The sequence below is a fragment of the Streptomyces sp. NPDC054794 genome (assembly GCF_053611585.1).
Genome location: NZ_JBSHAQ010000016.1, coordinates 18,116 through 34,957 on the forward strand (window position 1 = coordinate 18,116; position 16,842 = coordinate 34,957).

14 protein-coding genes are annotated in these 16,842 nt (G+C 73.9%); 11 read left to right on the plus strand and 3 right to left on the minus strand.

What is annotated here, in order from left to right:
* Positions 1-25: 25 nt before the first annotated feature.
* From ACWGKT_RS18570 to ACWGKT_RS18610, 9 genes are all read left to right on the plus strand, one after another.
* Complete coding sequence (locus ACWGKT_RS18570) at positions 26-496, plus strand: hypothetical protein (RefSeq protein ID WP_356157046.1); 471 nt, start codon at positions 26-28, stop codon at positions 494-496.
* A complete protein-coding gene (locus tag ACWGKT_RS18575; RefSeq protein WP_356157043.1) occupies positions 496-1,308 on the plus strand; it encodes an SDR family NAD(P)-dependent oxidoreductase in 813 nt (270 codons plus the stop codon). Before ACWGKT_RS18570 ends, ACWGKT_RS18575 begins: the two co-directional genes overlap by 1 nt.
* Entirely contained in the window at positions 1,298-2,602 is a 1,305-nt protein-coding gene (locus tag ACWGKT_RS18580) for a beta-ketoacyl synthase N-terminal-like domain-containing protein (protein ID WP_453274505.1), read from the plus strand. The genes ACWGKT_RS18575 and ACWGKT_RS18580 overlap by 11 nt, the downstream gene beginning before the upstream one ends.
* The gene (locus ACWGKT_RS18585) at positions 2,599-3,912 is read left to right on the plus strand and encodes a beta-ketoacyl-[acyl-carrier-protein] synthase family protein (protein ID WP_453274506.1); all 1,314 of its coding nucleotides are present in this window, start codon (positions 2,599-2,601) and stop codon (positions 3,910-3,912) included. The genes ACWGKT_RS18580 and ACWGKT_RS18585 overlap by 4 nt, the downstream gene beginning before the upstream one ends.
* Positions 3,913-3,917: 5 nt before the next feature.
* Positions 3,918-4,631: an alpha/beta hydrolase gene (locus ACWGKT_RS18590; RefSeq protein ID WP_453274507.1), complete on the plus strand. Its 714-nt coding sequence runs from the start codon at positions 3,918-3,920 to the stop codon at positions 4,629-4,631.
* Between the two features lie 13 nt (positions 4,632-4,644).
* Positions 4,645-5,592 carry a 4'-phosphopantetheinyl transferase family protein gene (locus ACWGKT_RS18595; protein ID WP_453274508.1) on the plus strand — a complete coding sequence of 316 codons (948 nt, stop codon included), beginning with the start codon at positions 4,645-4,647 and terminating at the stop codon, positions 5,590-5,592.
* Between the two features lie 46 nt (positions 5,593-5,638).
* A complete protein-coding gene (locus tag ACWGKT_RS18600; protein WP_453274613.1) occupies positions 5,639-6,595 on the plus strand; it encodes an ACP S-malonyltransferase in 957 nt (318 codons plus the stop codon).
* Between the two features lie 65 nt (positions 6,596-6,660).
* A complete protein-coding gene (locus ACWGKT_RS18605) occupies positions 6,661-7,434 on the plus strand; it encodes a hypothetical protein (protein WP_453274509.1) in 774 nt (257 codons plus the stop codon).
* A 253-nt stretch (positions 7,435-7,687) separates the two neighbouring features.
* The gene (locus ACWGKT_RS18610; protein WP_453274510.1) at positions 7,688-8,824 is read left to right on the plus strand and encodes a glycosyltransferase family 4 protein; all 1,137 of its coding nucleotides are present in this window, start codon (positions 7,688-7,690) and stop codon (positions 8,822-8,824) included.
* A 7-nt stretch (positions 8,825-8,831) separates the two neighbouring features.
* Here the strand turns inward: ACWGKT_RS18610 and ACWGKT_RS18615 are convergent, their stop codons facing one another.
* The 3 genes from ACWGKT_RS18615 to ACWGKT_RS18625 all read right to left on the minus strand — a co-directional run bounded on the left by ACWGKT_RS18615 (position 8,832) and on the right by ACWGKT_RS18625 (position 13,764).
* Positions 8,832-10,478, minus strand: a complete 1,647-nt coding sequence (locus ACWGKT_RS18615; protein WP_453274511.1) for a PucR family transcriptional regulator — start codon at positions 10,476-10,478, stop codon at positions 8,832-8,834.
* 78 nt (positions 10,479-10,556) lie between these two features.
* Positions 10,557-11,894: an FAD-binding oxidoreductase gene (locus ACWGKT_RS18620; RefSeq protein WP_453274512.1), complete on the minus strand. Its 1,338-nt coding sequence runs from the start codon at positions 11,892-11,894 to the stop codon at positions 10,557-10,559.
* Between the two features lie 67 nt (positions 11,895-11,961).
* A complete protein-coding gene (locus ACWGKT_RS18625; protein WP_453274614.1) occupies positions 11,962-13,764 on the minus strand; it encodes a glycoside hydrolase family 15 protein in 1,803 nt (600 codons plus the stop codon).
* Positions 13,765-14,287: 523 nt separating this feature from the next.
* Between ACWGKT_RS18625 and ACWGKT_RS18630 the strand changes: the two genes are divergently transcribed.
* Positions 14,288-15,958 (plus strand): CTP synthase, encoded by a 1,671-nt coding sequence (locus ACWGKT_RS18630; protein ID WP_356157096.1) that lies wholly within the window; start codon positions 14,288-14,290, stop codon positions 15,956-15,958.
* An 83-nt stretch (positions 15,959-16,041) separates the two neighbouring features.
* Positions 16,042-16,668, plus strand: coding sequence for an NUDIX domain-containing protein (locus tag ACWGKT_RS18635; protein ID WP_453274513.1), 627 nt, complete (start codon positions 16,042-16,044; stop codon positions 16,666-16,668).
* Positions 16,669-16,842 lie beyond the last annotated feature (174 nt).

Sequence of the window (16,842 nt, forward strand, 5' to 3'; positions counted from 1 at the left end):
GGACCGAGGACGAAGGGGGACGGCCGTGGGGGCCGTGAAGTACTGGGAGGACCTGGCGAACGCGCCGGTACGCAGGTTCGGGCCGGTCGTCTTCAGCGGCGCGCTGCTCGACCAGCTCCTCGACCTGATGGGCGAGAAGCACCCGGTGCACGACAGTGACGACTTCGCCCTCGGCACGGACCGCAGACAGCGGATCGTCCCCGGCGGATTCATCCACTCGATCACCTCCGGCTGGGTCGTCCAGCACGGCTCGCCGGCGGCCATCGTCGGAATGCGCAGGCTCGGCTGGGACTTCGTGCGCCCGCTCTACCCCGACACGCCGTTCTGGTTCACCACGAGCACCGACCGGGCCACGGAGATCGACGACCGTCTCGGCCTGATCGAGACGACCCGCCGGGTCTTCGACGAGAACGACCGGACGTATGCCATCGGACGCATGAGCGTCGTGCTGCTGCGGCAGGCCGAGCGGCCCGCCACGACGGGAAGGGTTCAGTGATGGGGACACCCACGGAAAGCCAGTACCAGCCGCTCAAGGGCCGGGTGGCCCTGGTGACCGGCGGCTCGCGCGGCATCGGCGCCGGCATCACCCGCAAACTCGCCGAATGGGGCGCCACCCTGGCCATCAACTACGTCGACCGGGAACGCCCCGCCAAGGAACTCGCCGCCGAACTGGGCGAGCGGGGCACGGAAGTGACCCTGCACCGCGCGGATCTGAGCGACCCCGCGGAGATCGAGAACCTGATCACGGAGATCGGCGAGATCCACCAGGACCTGCACATCCTCGTCCAGAACGCCGCCGCGACGAAGTTCACCCGGCTCGCGGACGCCTCCCTCGGCGACTGGCAGTTCGTGCAGGACACCAACTCCCGGGCCACTTGGCTGCTCGCCAAGCACGCGCTGCCGCTGATGCGTGAGCGCGAAGGGGCCCGCTTCATCACCATCACCAACTCCACCACCACGCGCATCATCCCGCGCGCCGGCCTCTTCGCGGCCGCCAAGGCGGGCCTGGAGGCGCTGACCGACTACCTCTCCTACGAGCTGGCGCCGTACGGCATCGTCGCCAACTGCGTACGCCCCGGCCTCGTCCAGACCGGCGTGTTCAAGGTCCGCCCCGACTTCGCCCACGGCGTCGCCAAGGAACTCGCCGTCTCGCCGTGGCCCGGCGAGCGCATGACCACCCCGGAGAACAGCGCCGACGTGGTCGCCCTCCTCTGCCTGGACGAGGCGTCCTGGATCGCCGGCCAGACCATCACCGTCGACGGCGGCTACCGCCTGTGGGGCGGCATCGGAGGCGGCCGTGCCGAGTGACCGCGCGGACACCCGGCCGGACATCGTCGTCACCGGCACCGGCGTGATCTCCCCGGCGGGGCTGGGCGCGGCCCGGCTCTGGGAGGCCATGGCCGCGGTCAAGACCTTCTTCGACCACCCCGGCGACGACGGCGCGTCCGCCTCCGGCCTGCCCTGGCCGACCGCCGTCGTGGACACCTCGGAGATCGGCTGGCCCGCCGGCCGTTCCTGGGCGAACGCGAGCAAGTACGCCAACCAGTCCGCCCGTTGGGCGGTCGCCGTCGCCCTCCAGGCGTTGGAACGGGCCGGGATCACCGGCGAGACCGAGGACGTGCGCGGCGGCACGATCATGGCCGTCGCCAGCAGCGGCGACGAGCTGAGCGACGTCATCCCGCAGCTCGCGTCCAAGTTCCGGCACGACTCCAGGCCGCTGGCGAAGTTCCTCCACGACGAGGTGCCCGACTACTCCTACATCCGCGGCATTCCCTCCCAGCTCGGCCAGTTCGTGTCCATGGCGAGCGGATTCCGCGGTTCCAACGTCGCGGCCTACGGCGAGGCCGCGGCCGGCGGCACCGGCGCGCTCGCCCTCGCCGTACGGCTGCTGGAGACCGGCGAACTCGACCGGGTCCTGGTGGTCGGCGTGGGCGCGCCGCTCACCGTCACCGGCATGGCCGCCTTCGACCAGGACGAGCCCTTCGGCACCCGCGCCACCACCGGCGCCGGACCCTTCGACGCCGACCGGGCCGGCACCCTGGCCGGTCAGGGCGCGGCCGCGATCCTGCTGGAGCGGGCCGACGTCGCGGTCGGCCCCGCCCTCGCCCGGTTCCTCGGCTGCGAGGTGCTGGCCGCCGCGGACCTCCCGACGGCGGCCGGGCTCGCCGTAGACGCCGTACTCGCCGGTGCGGCCGCCCCGCCCGCGGCGTGGTGGGCGCACGGCGCGGGCTCGGTCCGCCTGGACCGCGTCGAGGCCGAGACCGTGTTGCCGCGCGTGGGCAACCTGCCCGTCACGGGTTCCAAGGGCACCATCGGCAACGCCTTCGAGTGCTCGGCGCTCATCGACACCGCGCTGGCCGTGGAGAGCCTCGACCGCGGCGAGCTGCCCCCGGTCGGCCTGCTGGGCCGGCCCGACCCCGGGCTCACCGGCCTCGACCCGGTCATCGGCGAGGCCCGCCCCGTGCCGCCGGCGGCGACGGTGCTGCTGACGGCGCTCAACCAGGGGGCGGAGGCGACGGCCGCGGGTGCGCTGCTCCTCGCGGCGCCCGGGGAGCCGGCGGCCCGGGGACGTACGACAGACCACGGGGAGGCACACGCATGACCGACGACATACTCATCACCGGCATGGGGGTGGTCACGCCCATCGGGGGTGACGTGGAGACCTTCTGGTCGGCCAACCTCGAAGGCCGCTCCGGGATCGTCCGCGAGGAGCGGATGGACACCACCGGACTGCCCTGCGGCTGGACGGCCGGGCTGATCCCCGAGGACGTCAAGGAGAAGGTCGCCGCCGACCACGGCAAGCCCGGCCGCTCCTGGGGCGACACCCTCATGCACGCGGCCGTCGAGCAGGCCCTCACCGACGCCCGCCTGGACGCCCAGCCCCCCGCCGAGGGTCCCGCCGGGCTGGTGTACGCCAGGGTGTGGCCGGGACCCACCGGATCGGACCCGCAGGACTACATCACGCACATGGAGGAGCTCGCCGAGCGCTACGACACCATCGGCAACGACCCCGAGGCCGTCCTGCGGAACCTGCGCCGCAGAAACCTGCCGCTGGAGACACGCGACCTGTCCGCGTACCCGAGAGAGATCGCCGAACGTCTCGGCACGGCCGTGCTGCCGGTCCGTCTGGAGGCCACCTGCTCCGGGGGGCTGCGTGCCATCGCCGAGGCCGCCCGGCTGCTGCGGTCCGGACGCGCGCGGTACGCCGTGGTCTCCGCGGCCGTCTCCCGCAACACCCCCTACGTCCTGTCCCAGTACGGCCAGCTCATGGCGCTGTCCCGCTGGAAGGGCGACCCGGCGCAGGCGTCCATGCCCTTCGACGTGCGCCGCACCGGCATGGTCATCAACGAGTCCGCGGGCGCGCTTGTCCTGGAGACCGCCGAGCACGCCGCCCGGCGCGGCATGACCCAGCCGCACGCCCTGGTCGGCGGCTGGGGCCTGGCCGTGGACACCACCCACATGACCGCTCCCCGCGTGGAGATGATCGAACGCGTCATGCGCACCGCCCTCGCCGAGGCCGGCGCCGACCTCGACGAGGTCGACACGGTCAATGCCCACGGCACCTCCACCCGCCTCAACGACGTCACCGAGGCCCGCGCGCTGCACAAGGTCTTCGGCGAGCGGATGGCCGACCTGCCGGTCAGCGCGGTGAAGTCGCTGACCGGGCACGGCTCGGCGGCGTCCGGCGTCGTGGAGACCGTCGCCTCGGCACTCACCATGTGCCGCGGCGTCGTACCCCCGGTGCCGACCTGCACCGAACCCGACCCGGCGTGCGCCGTCCGCACCTCCCTCACCCCGGAGGAACGGCCGGTCGCGGCCGTACTGAAGAACTCCTTCGGCTTCGGCGGCCAGTACGCGTCGATGCTGCTGCGCCGCCCCGCCGCGCCGCGCCCGGCCCCTCGGCACGGGTGAGAGCGGTGGACCGTCTGGAATACGAGGAGATCGAACCGGCCGGAGCGCACCGGGCCACCGTCGTGTGGCTGCACGGCGTCGGCCAGGTACCCGGCGACCTGGTCGCCGTGGCCGACCGGTTCGGGCTCGCCGCGGCGGGCGTGCGCGGGGTGTTCCCGCGCGCGCCCGTCGAGGCGCCGAGCCTGCTGACCGGGCTGCCGGTGCCGTGCTGGTTCCCGCAGAGCCTGGTCGCGCTGGACCGGTTCGACGTCCGGGACGTGCTGGCCGCGCACCGTGCGCTCACCGAGCTGCTGCGGGCGGAGACCGGGCGGATCGGTGCCGGGCGGACCGTCGTCGCCGGGTTCTCCCAAGGTGCGACGGTCGCCCTGACCCTGGCGCTGCGGTACGCCGAACCCCTGGCCGGTACGGCGCTGTACGCGCCGTATCTGCCGCCGGACCTGTCCGCGCTGCTCCCGGAGGGCGGGCCGTCGCCCGCGAACCGCCGGCTGCCGGTGTGGATCGGCCACGGGGCACGCGACTGGATCGTGCCGGAGCGCAGCGGGGCCGACCTGCGGGACGTGCTCGTCTCCTGGGGCCATCCGGTGACCTGGCAGCGCTACCCGGGCGGTCACGAGCCCTTCGCCGGGGTCCGGGCCTCGCTCCCGGACTTCCTGAGCGAGACGCTCGGCATCCCGGTCCCGCGCCCGGCCGGGGCCGGCCCGACGGCACGGGCGAGCTGAGGAGGCACCGAGCGTGACAGCCCTGCCGACGGGTCGGCCCGCCGCCGCGGCACCGACCCTGTCGTCCGTCCCGTCCCGGGGTCGTTTTGTCGACTCGACGTCACCCCTGACCGTGCCGTCGCACGGTCGGTTTGCCGACTCGGCGCCACGCCCGCTGCCGGGCGTGGTGGAGGTCTGGCGCATCCCGCTGAGCGGCCGGGCGGCGGATGCCGCGCTCGCGTCGGCCGGGCAGCTGCTCGGCGCCGACGAACTGGCCCGCGCCCGGCGGCTGGTGCTGCGGGAGGACCGGCGCCGGTGGGTGACGGCCCGGGTCGCGCTGCGTACCCTGCTCGCCCGCCGCACCGGCGTCGCTCCCGACCGGATCACCCTGGAGTACGGCCGTCACGGCAAGCCCCGGCTGTTCGGCCAGGGCGCCGACGGGCTGCGGTTCAGCCTGAGCCACAGCCGGGACCGGGCGCTGCTCGCCGTGTGCCGCGGTGCCCCGGTCGGCGCGGACCTGGAGCACCTGTCGGCCGGTCCTGCCGACGCGGCGGACCTGGACGACCTGGCCGTCGCCGTGCTCGCCCCCGAGGAGTTGCGTGCCTACCTGCGGTTGCCGCCCGCGCTCCGGCGCGCCGCGCTGCTGCGCCGCTGGACCGGGAAGGAGGCCGCCCTCAAGGCCACCGGGCGCGGGGTGACACTGCCGGGCGCCCGGCGCCTGGTCGTGCCGGACGGCTCCGGCACGCCCCGCGGCCTGCCCGGCGACTGGACCCAGCTGCGGCCATGGCCGGGCGACGGGTTCACCGCGGCCGTCACCGTCCGAGGAAGGAACTGGAAGCTTGTCTGCACCGACTTCACCTCCACCGCCGCCGAGGACGACCCCGCCTCCGAGGAGCACGCCGCCGCCGAGGACGACACCGCCTCCCCGAGCCGTTCCGCCCTCGCGGCCCACCCCACCCCCGAGGGCCGCCTCGCCCCCTGAGCCGTCCCGGCCTCCCGCCCCCGCGCCTGCCGACACCGGGATCGGGCTGCTCTTCCCCGGGCAGGGCGCGCAGCGGCCGGGGATGGGTGAGCCCTGGCGCGACACCCCGCACTGGCAGGTCGTCGAGCGGCTCTCCGAGGTCTGCGCACGGGACCTCGGATGGCTCCTGCTGCACGCCGACGCTGAGCGTCTCACCCGTACCGACAACGCCCAACTCGCCACCTTCACCCTGGAGCTGGTGCTGCTCGACGCGCTGCGGACCGCCGTCGCCCGGACGGCGGTCGGCGCGCTGCGCCCCGTCGTGTGCGCGGGCCACAGCCTCGGCGAGTACGCCGCCCTGACCGCCGCCGGGGTGCTCACCCCCGAGGACGCCGTGCGGCTCGTTGCCGAGCGGGGCGCGGCGATGGCCGAGGCGGCCCGGCAGGTGCCCGGCACCATGACCGTGCTGGTCGGACCGGGCGTCGCGCGGACCGCGGAGCTGCTCGCCGCGGGGATGCGGGTCGCCGAGCGGGCCGAGGTCTGGGTGGCCAATGTCAACGGCCCCGACCAGATCGTGGTCTCCGGCGGCCCGGACGCCGTCGCCGCGCTGACCGAGCGGGTCACGAGCGCCGGCGCGCGGGCCGTCCGGATCCCGGTCGGCGGGGCCTTCCACAGCCCGCTGATGGCGGCGGCCCGGCCCCGCCTCGCCGCCGCCGTCCGCGACACCCCCCTGCACCCCGGGCACTGCCCGGTGATCGCCAACGTGGACGGACTCGCCCACGAGGGCGACGTCCCCGCCTCGTGGCGCGAGCTGATGTGCCGTCAACTCCTCATGCCGGTGCGCTGGTCGGACTCCATGGCGACCCTGCGATCCATGACGGCGGGCCGCGTCCGCCTCGTCGAGCTGGGCCCCGGCACGACCCTGACCGGCATCGCCCGCCGCCTGCTGCCCCCGGACATCCCCGTGCGTTCGGCGGCCACCCCGGCCCGGCTGTCGGCCCTCGTCGCGGAATGGTGGCCCTGACGAGCGGACGTACAGACGAACCGACGAACCGGCGAACACGTCACCGTTCCTTCTAGGGTGGCGGGATGAGTACACGAGCGGGCCGGAGCACGGCCTTCCTCACGGCGGCCGCGCTGGCCCGCGCGACGACGGCGGCCCTGCGCGGCCGGGCACCCGGCGGCCGTGACCGCTGGGAGCGGAAGAACTACGCCGGCCGGACCGTCGAGCTGTACGCCGCACCCGCCGCTGCGCTGGGCGCGGCGCTCGCCGCCGGGCGGGTGCGCGGGGCGGCCGGGCTCGCCGTGGCCGCCGCCGGGGCCTGCGGGGCGTACGACGACGTCGTCGGTGCCGGGGACGGACGGCGCGGCTTCGGTGACCATCTCCGCGCCCTGCGCGAGGGCGAAGTCACCAGCGGGGCCGTGAAGTTGTTCGGGATCTCGGCCGTCGCCCTGGCCGCCGGTGCGCTGCTCAAGGAACGGCCGCTGGACCGGCTCCTCGCGGGTGTGGTGATCGCCGGGGCCGCGCACTTCGTCAACCTCGTGGACGTCCGGCCGGGCCGGGCGGCCGCCGTGGTGCTCGCGCTCGGCGCACCCGGGCTGCTGCGCCGGGGCCCGGCTGCGGACCTGGCCGCCGCCGCGACGGGTGCCGCCGCGGCCGTGCTCCCCGACGACCTGGGCGAGCGCGCGATGATCGGCGACACGGGGGCGCACGCGCTGGGCGCGGCCCTGGGCACCGCCGTGGTGGCGGGCAACGGGCGCGCCGGACTGCTCGCGCACGCCGTGGCGGTCGTGGCCGCCGCCGTGTACGGAGACCGGGTGAGCGAGTGGGCGCGCACGCCGGGACCGGCGCTGCGGGCCTGACCTCGGCACACGCGCCGCGCGCGGCTTCCTCGCCGTGGGCGTTCGTTCACTCCTGTGGGTGACGCGCTGCCGCGGGTGCGCGGGGCCGGAACACCGTGCGCCCACGCACCGTTCCCGGAACACCCGTACGTCCTGGCATCCTTGACCGGGAACGCGGTCCGCGCGGGAGGCGAGCGCGGTACGTCCCCTCCGCCCGATACCTTCTGTACGTTTCTTCGTGACCGCCCGACGCCGACCCAGGAGCCCCGGCCGCGTGAGCCCCGTGACCAGCAACTCGCCGCACGGTCAGTCGCCGCTGCGCACCGTGCAGGTGCTGGGCGGGGGCAACGCCGGCAGCAGTGCGCACGTCCGCTCCCTGGCCGCCGGCCTCGTCGCGCGCGGTGTGCGGGTCACGGTCTGCGTCCCCGCCGAGGCCGAACGCGCCTACGACTTCACCGGGACCGGCGCCGAGCACGTCCACGTGCCGCGCAGCAGCGACCCCGCGTCCGTGGCCGCGCTGCGGGCGGCCTGCGCCCAGGCCGACCTGGTCCACGCGCACGGGCTGCACGCCTCCTTCCGGGCCGCGCTCGCGCTGAGCGGCCGCGGCACCCCGCTCGTCGTCACCTGGCACAACCGCGCCCACGCCGAGGGGGCACGCGCGCATCTGCTGCGGCTGCTGGAGCGGCGGGTGGTGAAGGTGGCCGCCGTGGTGCTCGGCAGCACCTCGGACCTGGTGGACCAGGCGCGCCGCACCGGCGCCCGGGACGCCCGGCTCGCCGCAGTGGCGCTGCCCGGACCGGGCCGGGCCGCCGAACGCGACGACCCGGACCGGTTGCCGCCCAAGATCCGGGCCGAACTCGGCGCCACGGGGCGGCCGTTGCTCATCGCGATCGGTGCCCTCGACCGGTACCGCGGCCACGACGTCCTGCTCGACGCGGCCCGCGTCTGGCGCCGCCTCGATCCCCAGCCGCTGCTCGTCATCGCGGGGGAGGGGCCGCTGCGGGCACCGTTGCAGCGGCGGATCGAGGAGGAGGGGCTGCCGGTGCGGCTGATCGGGCGGCGGGACGACGCGGGCGAACTGCTCGCCGCCGCCGATCTGGCGCTGCTGCCCGGCAGTTGGGAGTCCCGCTCGGTCCTCGCCCAGGAGGCCCTGCACGCGCGCGTGCCGCTCGTCGCGACCGCTGTCGGCGGCATCCCGGACCTCGTGGGCGACGCCGCCGAACTCGTCCCGGACGGCGATCCGGAGGCACTCGCCACCGCCGTCATGGATCTGCTGGCCGACCCCGACCGGTGCGAGCGGCTCCGGCTGAGCGGCGCGCAACAGGCGGCAGGCTGGCCGACCGAGGACGAGACCGTCACCCAGATCCTCAGCGTCTACGACGAGTTGACCCAGCCGCAGCCCCTGCCCTGAGCGTCGCTCAGGGCACGTGCCGACGCGCCCGCAGGGCCAGGCTCAACGCCAGGACCGTCTGCGGGTCGTCGAGGTCGGTGCCGAGCAACTCCCCGATGCGGGCCAGGCGGTTGTAGAGGGTCTGGCGGTTGAGGTGCAGTTCGCGGGCCGTCTCGGCCTTGCGGCCCGCGTGCGCCAGATACGTCTGCAGGGTGGGCAGCAGCGGCGGCTTGGAGCGGCGGTCGTGGTCCCGCAGCGGGCCGATGGCACGGTCCACGAAGGCCGCGAGGTCGGGATGGTCGCGCAGCCGCCACAGCAGCAGGTCGATGTCGAGGCGGCGGGCGTCGTACCAGGGCCGGTCCGTGAGGCCCTGGGCCGCCGTCGCCGTCTCGGCCGCGTGCCGCAGCCCCGCCGACGCGGCCGCCCAGCCGCCGGCCACCCCGACGACCACGACCGGCGGCTGCGCGCCCGGTCGCTGCATCCCGGCCCGCTCCACCCCGGCCCGCAGCGCCGCCGCGACCCGGTCCGCGACCGCCGACCGCTCCGACTCCGAACGTAGGCCCAGCAGCACGGGCACCCGCCCCTCCACGGGCCGTACGCCCAGCAGGACCGGCACCCCCACCGCGGCCAGCTCCTCCGCGACCGCGCGCGCCAGGACCGCCCAGCCGCCGCCGGGGGAGAGGGCGTCGCCCAGCCGCATCACCACCGGCAGCAGTGGGCCGCCGCCCGGCTTGAAGCCCAGCACCCGGGCCTGCGCGGGCGCGTCATCCGCCGTGATGCGCCCCTCGGCGAGATCGGTCAGGAAGTCACCGCGCCCGCGCGCCGCCAGCTCCTCCTCCTGACGGGCCTGCATCAGGACGACGGCCAGGATGCCCGCGGCCCGCTCGGCGGCGATGCGGTGCACGGGCGCGAGCGGCGACCGTACGGGCAGCAGAACCAGCCGGGCCCGTACCGAGCCGGTACCCGGACCGCCGCCCGGCACGTCCACCAGCACCGAACCGGCCGGCGGCGGCGCGTCCTTGTGCGCCCCGCGCAGCCCCTCCCACACCTGCAACGGATCCGTGCCCTCGGGCCCGGCCCCGGCGGCGTACAGGAGCTGGCCGTCCGTCGTCTCCAGGAACACCGGATTGCCGCTGAACCCGGCCAGGATCTCCAGGACCTGCGGCACCCCGCCGCCGCCCAGCAGGGCCTCGGTACAGCGGCGGTGCACCTCCTCCGCCCGCTGGAGCAGCGCGTAGTGGCCGTTGACGATCTCCGTGTGGATCTCCTCGGTGACCGTCACGAACGGCACCTCGCGGTGCAGCTGGACCAGCGGCAGACCGGCTGAGCGCGCCGTGTCCACGAGGGCGGCGGGCAGCCGGGCGAAGCGCGGGCCGAGCTCCACGACCAGGGCGGCGATGCCGCGCTCGGCGAGGGTGCGCACGAACGCGCGCTGCTCGGCGGGGCGCGTGCCCAGCCCGTAGCCGGTGGTCAGCAGCAGCTCGCCGCCCTTCAGCAGCGAGGCGATGTTCGGCACCTCGCCCGCGTGCACCCAGCGGACGGTGCGCCCCAGCCGGTCGGCGCCCGCCAGGATCTCCGGGAGCCCGCTGCGCAGGCCGGGCAGCTCCAGCGCCCGCTGAACGGTGATCCCGGCGCCCTGGGTGTCGAACCGGCCGCTGTCCGTACTGCTGTCCATGCAGCGGACGCTACCTGCGAAGACCACGGGAGGACAGCTCGGCCTGCGAGCGGGCCGTCCCGGCCGGCTGCCGCCGCGCTACACCGGCCGGATGTTGTGGTTGCAGCGGAAGACGTTGTCGGGGTCGTACGTCCGTTTCACCTTCTCCAGCCGCAGCAGGTTCCCGGCGCCCAGACCCGCGGTGACCCGCTCGGGGCCCTCGTCGCCGACGAGCCCGAGGCAGACGGCGCCGGTGCCCCAGGGCCTCACGTCGGCGCGGGCGTCCCGCACCCAGGCGAGGGCCCGCTCGTCGTCGGCCGGGTCGGCCCAGCGGGCGAAGGGATGCACCAGCCAGGGCGCGTTCCGGTACGCAACCGGGTACTGGGTGGGACCGGTGGCGACGGCGCCGCCGAGCGGGAGGAGCGTGTGCCGGGAGCCGCCGGGCACCGGGGCGGCCTGCGTGCGGGCGCAGAAGGCTTCCACCAGTGCGTCGGGCAGACCGGTCGGGCACTCCGCCGACCAGTGGGCGCGCAGCCCGGGGGGACAGTCCAGCGGGCGCAGCGCCTCGGCGCCCGTCAGCTCCGCCTCGTGCGGCAGCGCGAGCAGCGGCTCGGCGAGCTTGCGCAGCTCCGCCCGGCCGCCCGCGTACGTCAGCAGCGCGCCGTACTGCGGCCGATCCTCGGTCGGGCAGATGACGGCGCCGCCCACCCGGTCGGGTCCGGACTCGATGATCTCGCGGAAGGCGCGGACCACCTCCCGGCCGAACTCGGGCAGGTGCAGCAGCAGCGTGGCGGAGAACTCCGGCAGCTCGTGCAGTTCCAGGGTGAGCGCGGTGGCGATGCCGAAGTTGCCGCCGCCGCCGTGCAGCGCCCAGAACAGCTCCGGGTTCTCGTCGGGGTTCGCGTGGACCCGTTCGGCGTCGGCGGTGACCAGCTCGACGCCGATCAGGTTGTCGACGGCGAGACCGAACGCCCGGTCCAGCAGGCCGGTGCCGCCGCCCAGGACGAACCCGGCGACGCCGACGGCCGAGGCGGGCAGCCCCGTGACGGCCAGGCCGTGGGGCCGCGTGGCCCGCTCCAGACGGCCCATCGTGGCGCCGCCGCCGACCCGGGCCGCCTCCGCCGCCGGATCGACGGTCACCTCGTGCATCCGGCGCAGGTCCACCACGAGCGCCCCCGCGGTGGGGGCCGCGCCTGCCAGGCCGTGCCCGCCGCCGCGCACCGCGATCCGCAGGTCGAGCTCCCGGGCGAAGCGCACGGCCCGGACCACATCGGCCTCGTCCGCGCACTGGGCGATCACGGCCGGGCGCGGGTCGACCAGGGCGCTGAACACGGCGCGGGCCTCGTCGTAACCGGGATCCCCCGGCGCGAACACGGCGCCGACCAGCTCCTCGCGCAACGCGCCAAGAGCCGCACCCGCCTTCGAGAGGGAAGCCACGACCGCCCCCTTCCACTCAGGGGCAACTCCGCTTCCAGCCTAGGCGGGCACGCTCACCCGGTCGTGCTCAGCCGCCGTACGCGCCCGAGGCCGTCAGGCGCAGGGCCGTGTCGATCAGGGGCACGTGGCTGAAGGCCTGCGGGAAGTTGCCGACCTGGCGCTTGAGCCGCGGGTCCCACTCCTCGGCGAGCAGGCCGAGGTCGTTGCGCAGCGCCAGCAGCTTCTCGAACAGCTTGCGGGCCTCGTCGACGCGGCCGATCATCGCCAGGTCGTCCGCCATCCAGAACGAGCAGGCCAGGAACGCGCCCTCGTCGCCGGGCAGGCCGTCGACGCCCTCGTGCTCGCCCTCCGTGGGGTACCGCAGGATGAACCCGTCCGGCGTGGACAGCTCCCGCTGGATCGCCTCGATCGTGCCGATGACGCGTTTGTCGTCCGGCGGCAGGAAGCCCATCTGCGGGATGAGCAGCAGCGAGGCGTCCAGCTCCTTCGAGCCGTACGACTGCGTGAAGGTGTTGCGCTCCTTGTCGTAGCCCTTCTCGCACACGTCCCGGTGGATGTCGTCGCGCAGCTCGCGCCAGCGCTCCAGCGGGCCGTCCGCGTCACCGGACTCGATCAGCTTGATGGTGCGGTCCACCGCGACCCAGGCCATGACCTTGGAGTGCACGAAGTGGCGGCGCGGACCGCGCACCTCCCAGATGCCCTCGTCCGGCTGGTCCCAGTGGTCCTCCAGGTAGCGGATCAGCTTCAGCTGCAGCAGCGAGGCGTAGTCGCTGCGCGCCAGACCCGTCATGTGGGCCAGATGCAGGGCCTCGGTGACCTCGCCGTACACGTCCAGCTGGAGCTGGTGGGCCGCGCCGTTGCCGACCCGGACCGGGGCGGAGTTCTCGTAGCCCGGCAGCCAGTCCAGCTCCGCCTCGCCGAGCTCGCGCTCGCCTGCGATGCCGTACATGATCTGCAGGTTCTCCGGGTCGCCGGCGACCGCCCTGAGCAGCCACTCGCGCCAGGCGCGGGCCTCATCGCGGTAGCCGGTGCGCAGCAGCGAGGACAGGGTGATCGCCGCGTCGCGCAGCCAGGTGTAGCGGTAGTCCCAGTTGCGGACACCGCCGACGTCCTCGGGCAGCGAGGTGGTGGGCGCGGCGACGATGCCGCCGGTCGGGGCGTACGTCAGGGCCTTCAGCGTGATCAGCGAGCGGATCACCGCCTCCCGGTACGGGCCGTGGTACGTGCAGTGCTCGACCCACTCCCGCCAGAAGTCCTCCGTCGCCACCAGCGACTGCTCCGGCTCCGGCAGCGCCGGGGGCTCCTTGTGCGAGGGCTCCCACGAGATCGTGAACGCGATGCGGTCACCCGGGGCGACCGTGAAGTCCGCGTACGTGGTCAGCGACTTTCCGTAGGTCTCCGCCGCGGTGTCGAACCACACCGAGTCGGGGCCCGCGACCGCGACCGTACGCCCGTCGTGCTTGTGCACCCACGGCACGACCCGGCCGTACGAGAAGCGCATCCTGAGTGCCGAGCGCATCGGCACCCGGCCGCTGACGCCCTCGACGATCCGGATCAGCTGCGGGGCGCCGTCACGCGGCGGCATGAAATCGGTCACGCGCACCGTGCCGCGCGGGGTGTCCCACTCCGATTCCAGGATCAGCGAGTCACCCCGGTAGGTGCGGCGGGCCGCCGTCGGCGGCTCCACATCGGCCGCGTGGGCCGGTCCGAGCCGCCAGAACCCGTGGTCCTCGGTGCCCAGCAGACCGGCGAAGATGGCGTGCGAGTCGAAGCGGGGCAGGCACAGCCAGTCGACTGTGCCGTCCCGGCAGACCAGCGCCGCGGTCTGCATGTCTCCGATGAGTGCGTAGTCTTCGATGCGCCCGGCCACGTGCAACTCCAGTCGAACGGCCACGTCGCCCCCCAGGTACAAAGGGGGCTGTCGCTAGTGCGGTCAAGGGGTCGTTGTTGTGCGTCGTTGAGCGGTGAAGCAAAGCAGCCGCCGGGCCCCGAGGCAAACGCCCTGAGGCGACACGACAGTCATAGCTCAACGAACTGACGAGCTCGCGTTCTTCCGGTACTTACGGGCTGGGGTGTGCCGTGAATCCGGCCGTGCTCGGCAGCGAGTGTCCGAGCAGGATACGACGCACGTAGATGATCTGCGTGCCGCTCCGGGCAACCCGTGTGGGCCGAACGAGTGGCCAGGGGGTGAGAACCCCGTGAACGGCTCGGGCCCGTGTCGGCCCATGCGCGGAGCGTGGCCGGAAGCCATCGGGCCGGACCGCTGATACCCTGGTAGCCCGTGGACCGGTGGGCACGAAACCCCCGAACCGCAGCGACGGTACCCCCGGACAAGTCCGGGCCGGCAGCCGCTCCGCACCCCAGACCGCGACCACGGGAGCACCCTCTTGGCCATGCCGCCCAAATCCACGACGACCAAGCACATCTTCGTCACCGGGGGTGTCGCCTCCTCTCTCGGCAAGGGCCTCACCGCCTCCAGCCTCGGCATGCTGCTCAAGGCCCGCGGCCTGCGCGTCGTGATGCAGAAGCTCGACCCGTACCTGAACGTCGACCCGGGCACGATGAACCCCTTCCAGCACGGTGAGGTGTTCGTCACCAACGACGGCGCCGAAACCGACCTGGACATCGGACACTACGAGCGCTTCCTTGACCGCGACTTGGACGGCTCTGCAAACGTCACTACAGGCCAGGTCTACTCGACCGTCATCGCCAAGGAGCGGCGCGGCGAGTACCTGGGCGACACGGTGCAGGTCATCCCGCACATCACGAACGAGATCAAGCACCGGATCCGGCGCATGGCCACCGACGAGGTGGACGTCGTGATCACCGAGGTCGGCGGCACGGTCGGCGACATCGAGTCGCTGCCCTTCCTTGAGACGGTACGCCAGGTCCGCCACGAGGTCGGCCGGGACAACGTCTTCGTCGTGCACATCTCGCTCCTGCCCTACATCGGCCCGTCCGGCGAGCTGAAGACCAAGCCGACCCAGCACTCGGTCGCCGCCCTGCGCAACATCGGTATCCAGCCGGACGCGATCGTCCTGCGCTGCGACCGCGAGGTGCCCACCGCGATCAAGCGGAAGATCTCGCTGATGTGCGACGTGGACGAGGCCGCCGTGGTGGCCTGCCCCGACGCCCGCTCGATCTACGACATCCCGAAGACGGTGCACGGAGAGGGCCTGGACGCCTACGTCGTCCGCAAGCTGGACCTGCCCTTCCGCGACGTGGACTGGACGACCTGGGACGACCTGCTCGACCGCGTCCACAACCCCGACCACGAGATCACCCTCGCCCTGGTCGGCAAGTACATCGACCTGCCCGACGCCTACCTCTCGGTCACCGAGGCGCTGCGCGCGGGCGGCTTCGCCAACAAGGCCCGCGTCAAGATCAAGTGGGTCACCTCGGACGACTGCAAGACCCCGGCCGGCGCCGCCGCGCAGCTCGGTGACGTCGACGGCATCTGCATCCCCGGCGGCTTCGGCGACCGCGGGGTGCTCGGCAAGGTCGGCGCCATCCGCTACGCCCGCGAGAACAGGATCCCGCTGCTCGGTCTCTGCCTGGGCCTGCAGTGCATCGTGATCGAGGCGGCGCGCAACCTCGCCGACATCCAGGACGCGAACTCCACCGAGTTCGACTCCGCGACCGGCCACCCCGTCATCTCCACCATGGCCGAGCAGCTCGACATCGTGGCGGGCGAGGGCGACATGGGCGGAACGATGCGTCTGGGCATGTACCCGGCCAAGCTGGCCGAGGGCTCCATCGTGCGCGAGGTGTACGACGGCAAGGAGTACGTCGAGGAGCGGCACCGTCACCGGTACGAGGTGAACAACGCCTACCGCGCGGAGCTGGAGAAGAAGGCCGGCATCCTCTTCTCGGGCACCTCGCCGGACGGCAAGCTCGTCGAGTACGTCGAGTACCCGCGTGACGTGCACCCCTACCTGGTCGCCACGCAGGCGCACCCGGAGCTGCGTTCGCGTCCGACCCGTCCGCACCCGCTGTTCGCCGGGCTCGTGAAGGCGTCGGTCGAGCGTCAGCAGGCCGAGGGCGCGCGGAAGAATTCCAAGTAACACACCAGTTGTACGGTGGCCGGGGTGCATACCTTCAAAAGGTGAGCACCCCGGTTTCATCTGCGCACGTGGGAGGACAGGGCATGACGATCAAGGACACCCCCGAGGAGTGGGAGATCCGGGCGACGGAGACCCCCTTCGTGGGCAACAAGACCTCCGTCCGCACGGACGAGGTGGTCATGCCCGACAGGTCCGTGGTCCGCCGTGACTACCAGGTCCACCCCGGCTCGGTCGCCGTCGTCGCCCTCGACGACGAGGACCGCGTCCATCTCATCCGCCAGTACCGGCACCCGGTGCGGCACAAGCTGTGGGAGATCCCGGCCGGCCTGCTCGACGTGCCCGGCGAGAACCCGCTGCACGCGGCGCAGCGCGAGCTGTACGAGGAGGCGCACGTCAAGGCGGAGGACTGGCGCGTCCTGACCGACGTGTACACCACCCCCGGCGGCTGCGACGAGTCCGTACGGATCTTCCTCGCCCGGCATCTGTCCGCGGCCGAGGGGGAGCGCTTCGAGGTCGAGGACGAGGAGGCCGACATGGAGCACGCGCGCGTGCCGGTCGACGAGCTCGTCCGGGGTGTGCTCGCGGGCGAACTGCACAACAACTGCCTCGTCGTCGGCATCCTCTCGCTGGTCGCCGCCCGCACCGGGGACGGTCTCGACGCGCTGCGCCCGGCCGAGGCGCCGTGGCCCGCCCGTCCCTTCGAGTCCTGAACGCCACCACCGCTCGTCCGCCGGTCCCGGGGGCCGGCGAGGTCCTTCGAGGTACCGGTGTGACCATCGCCTGATCCGATCGAGGGACGTGCCCGCCGCGCTCCACCCGGAACGTCGCTGAGCGTGAACTAGGCTCGGCCATCGAGGCAGGTGCACGGCTCGGACCGGGGTTCC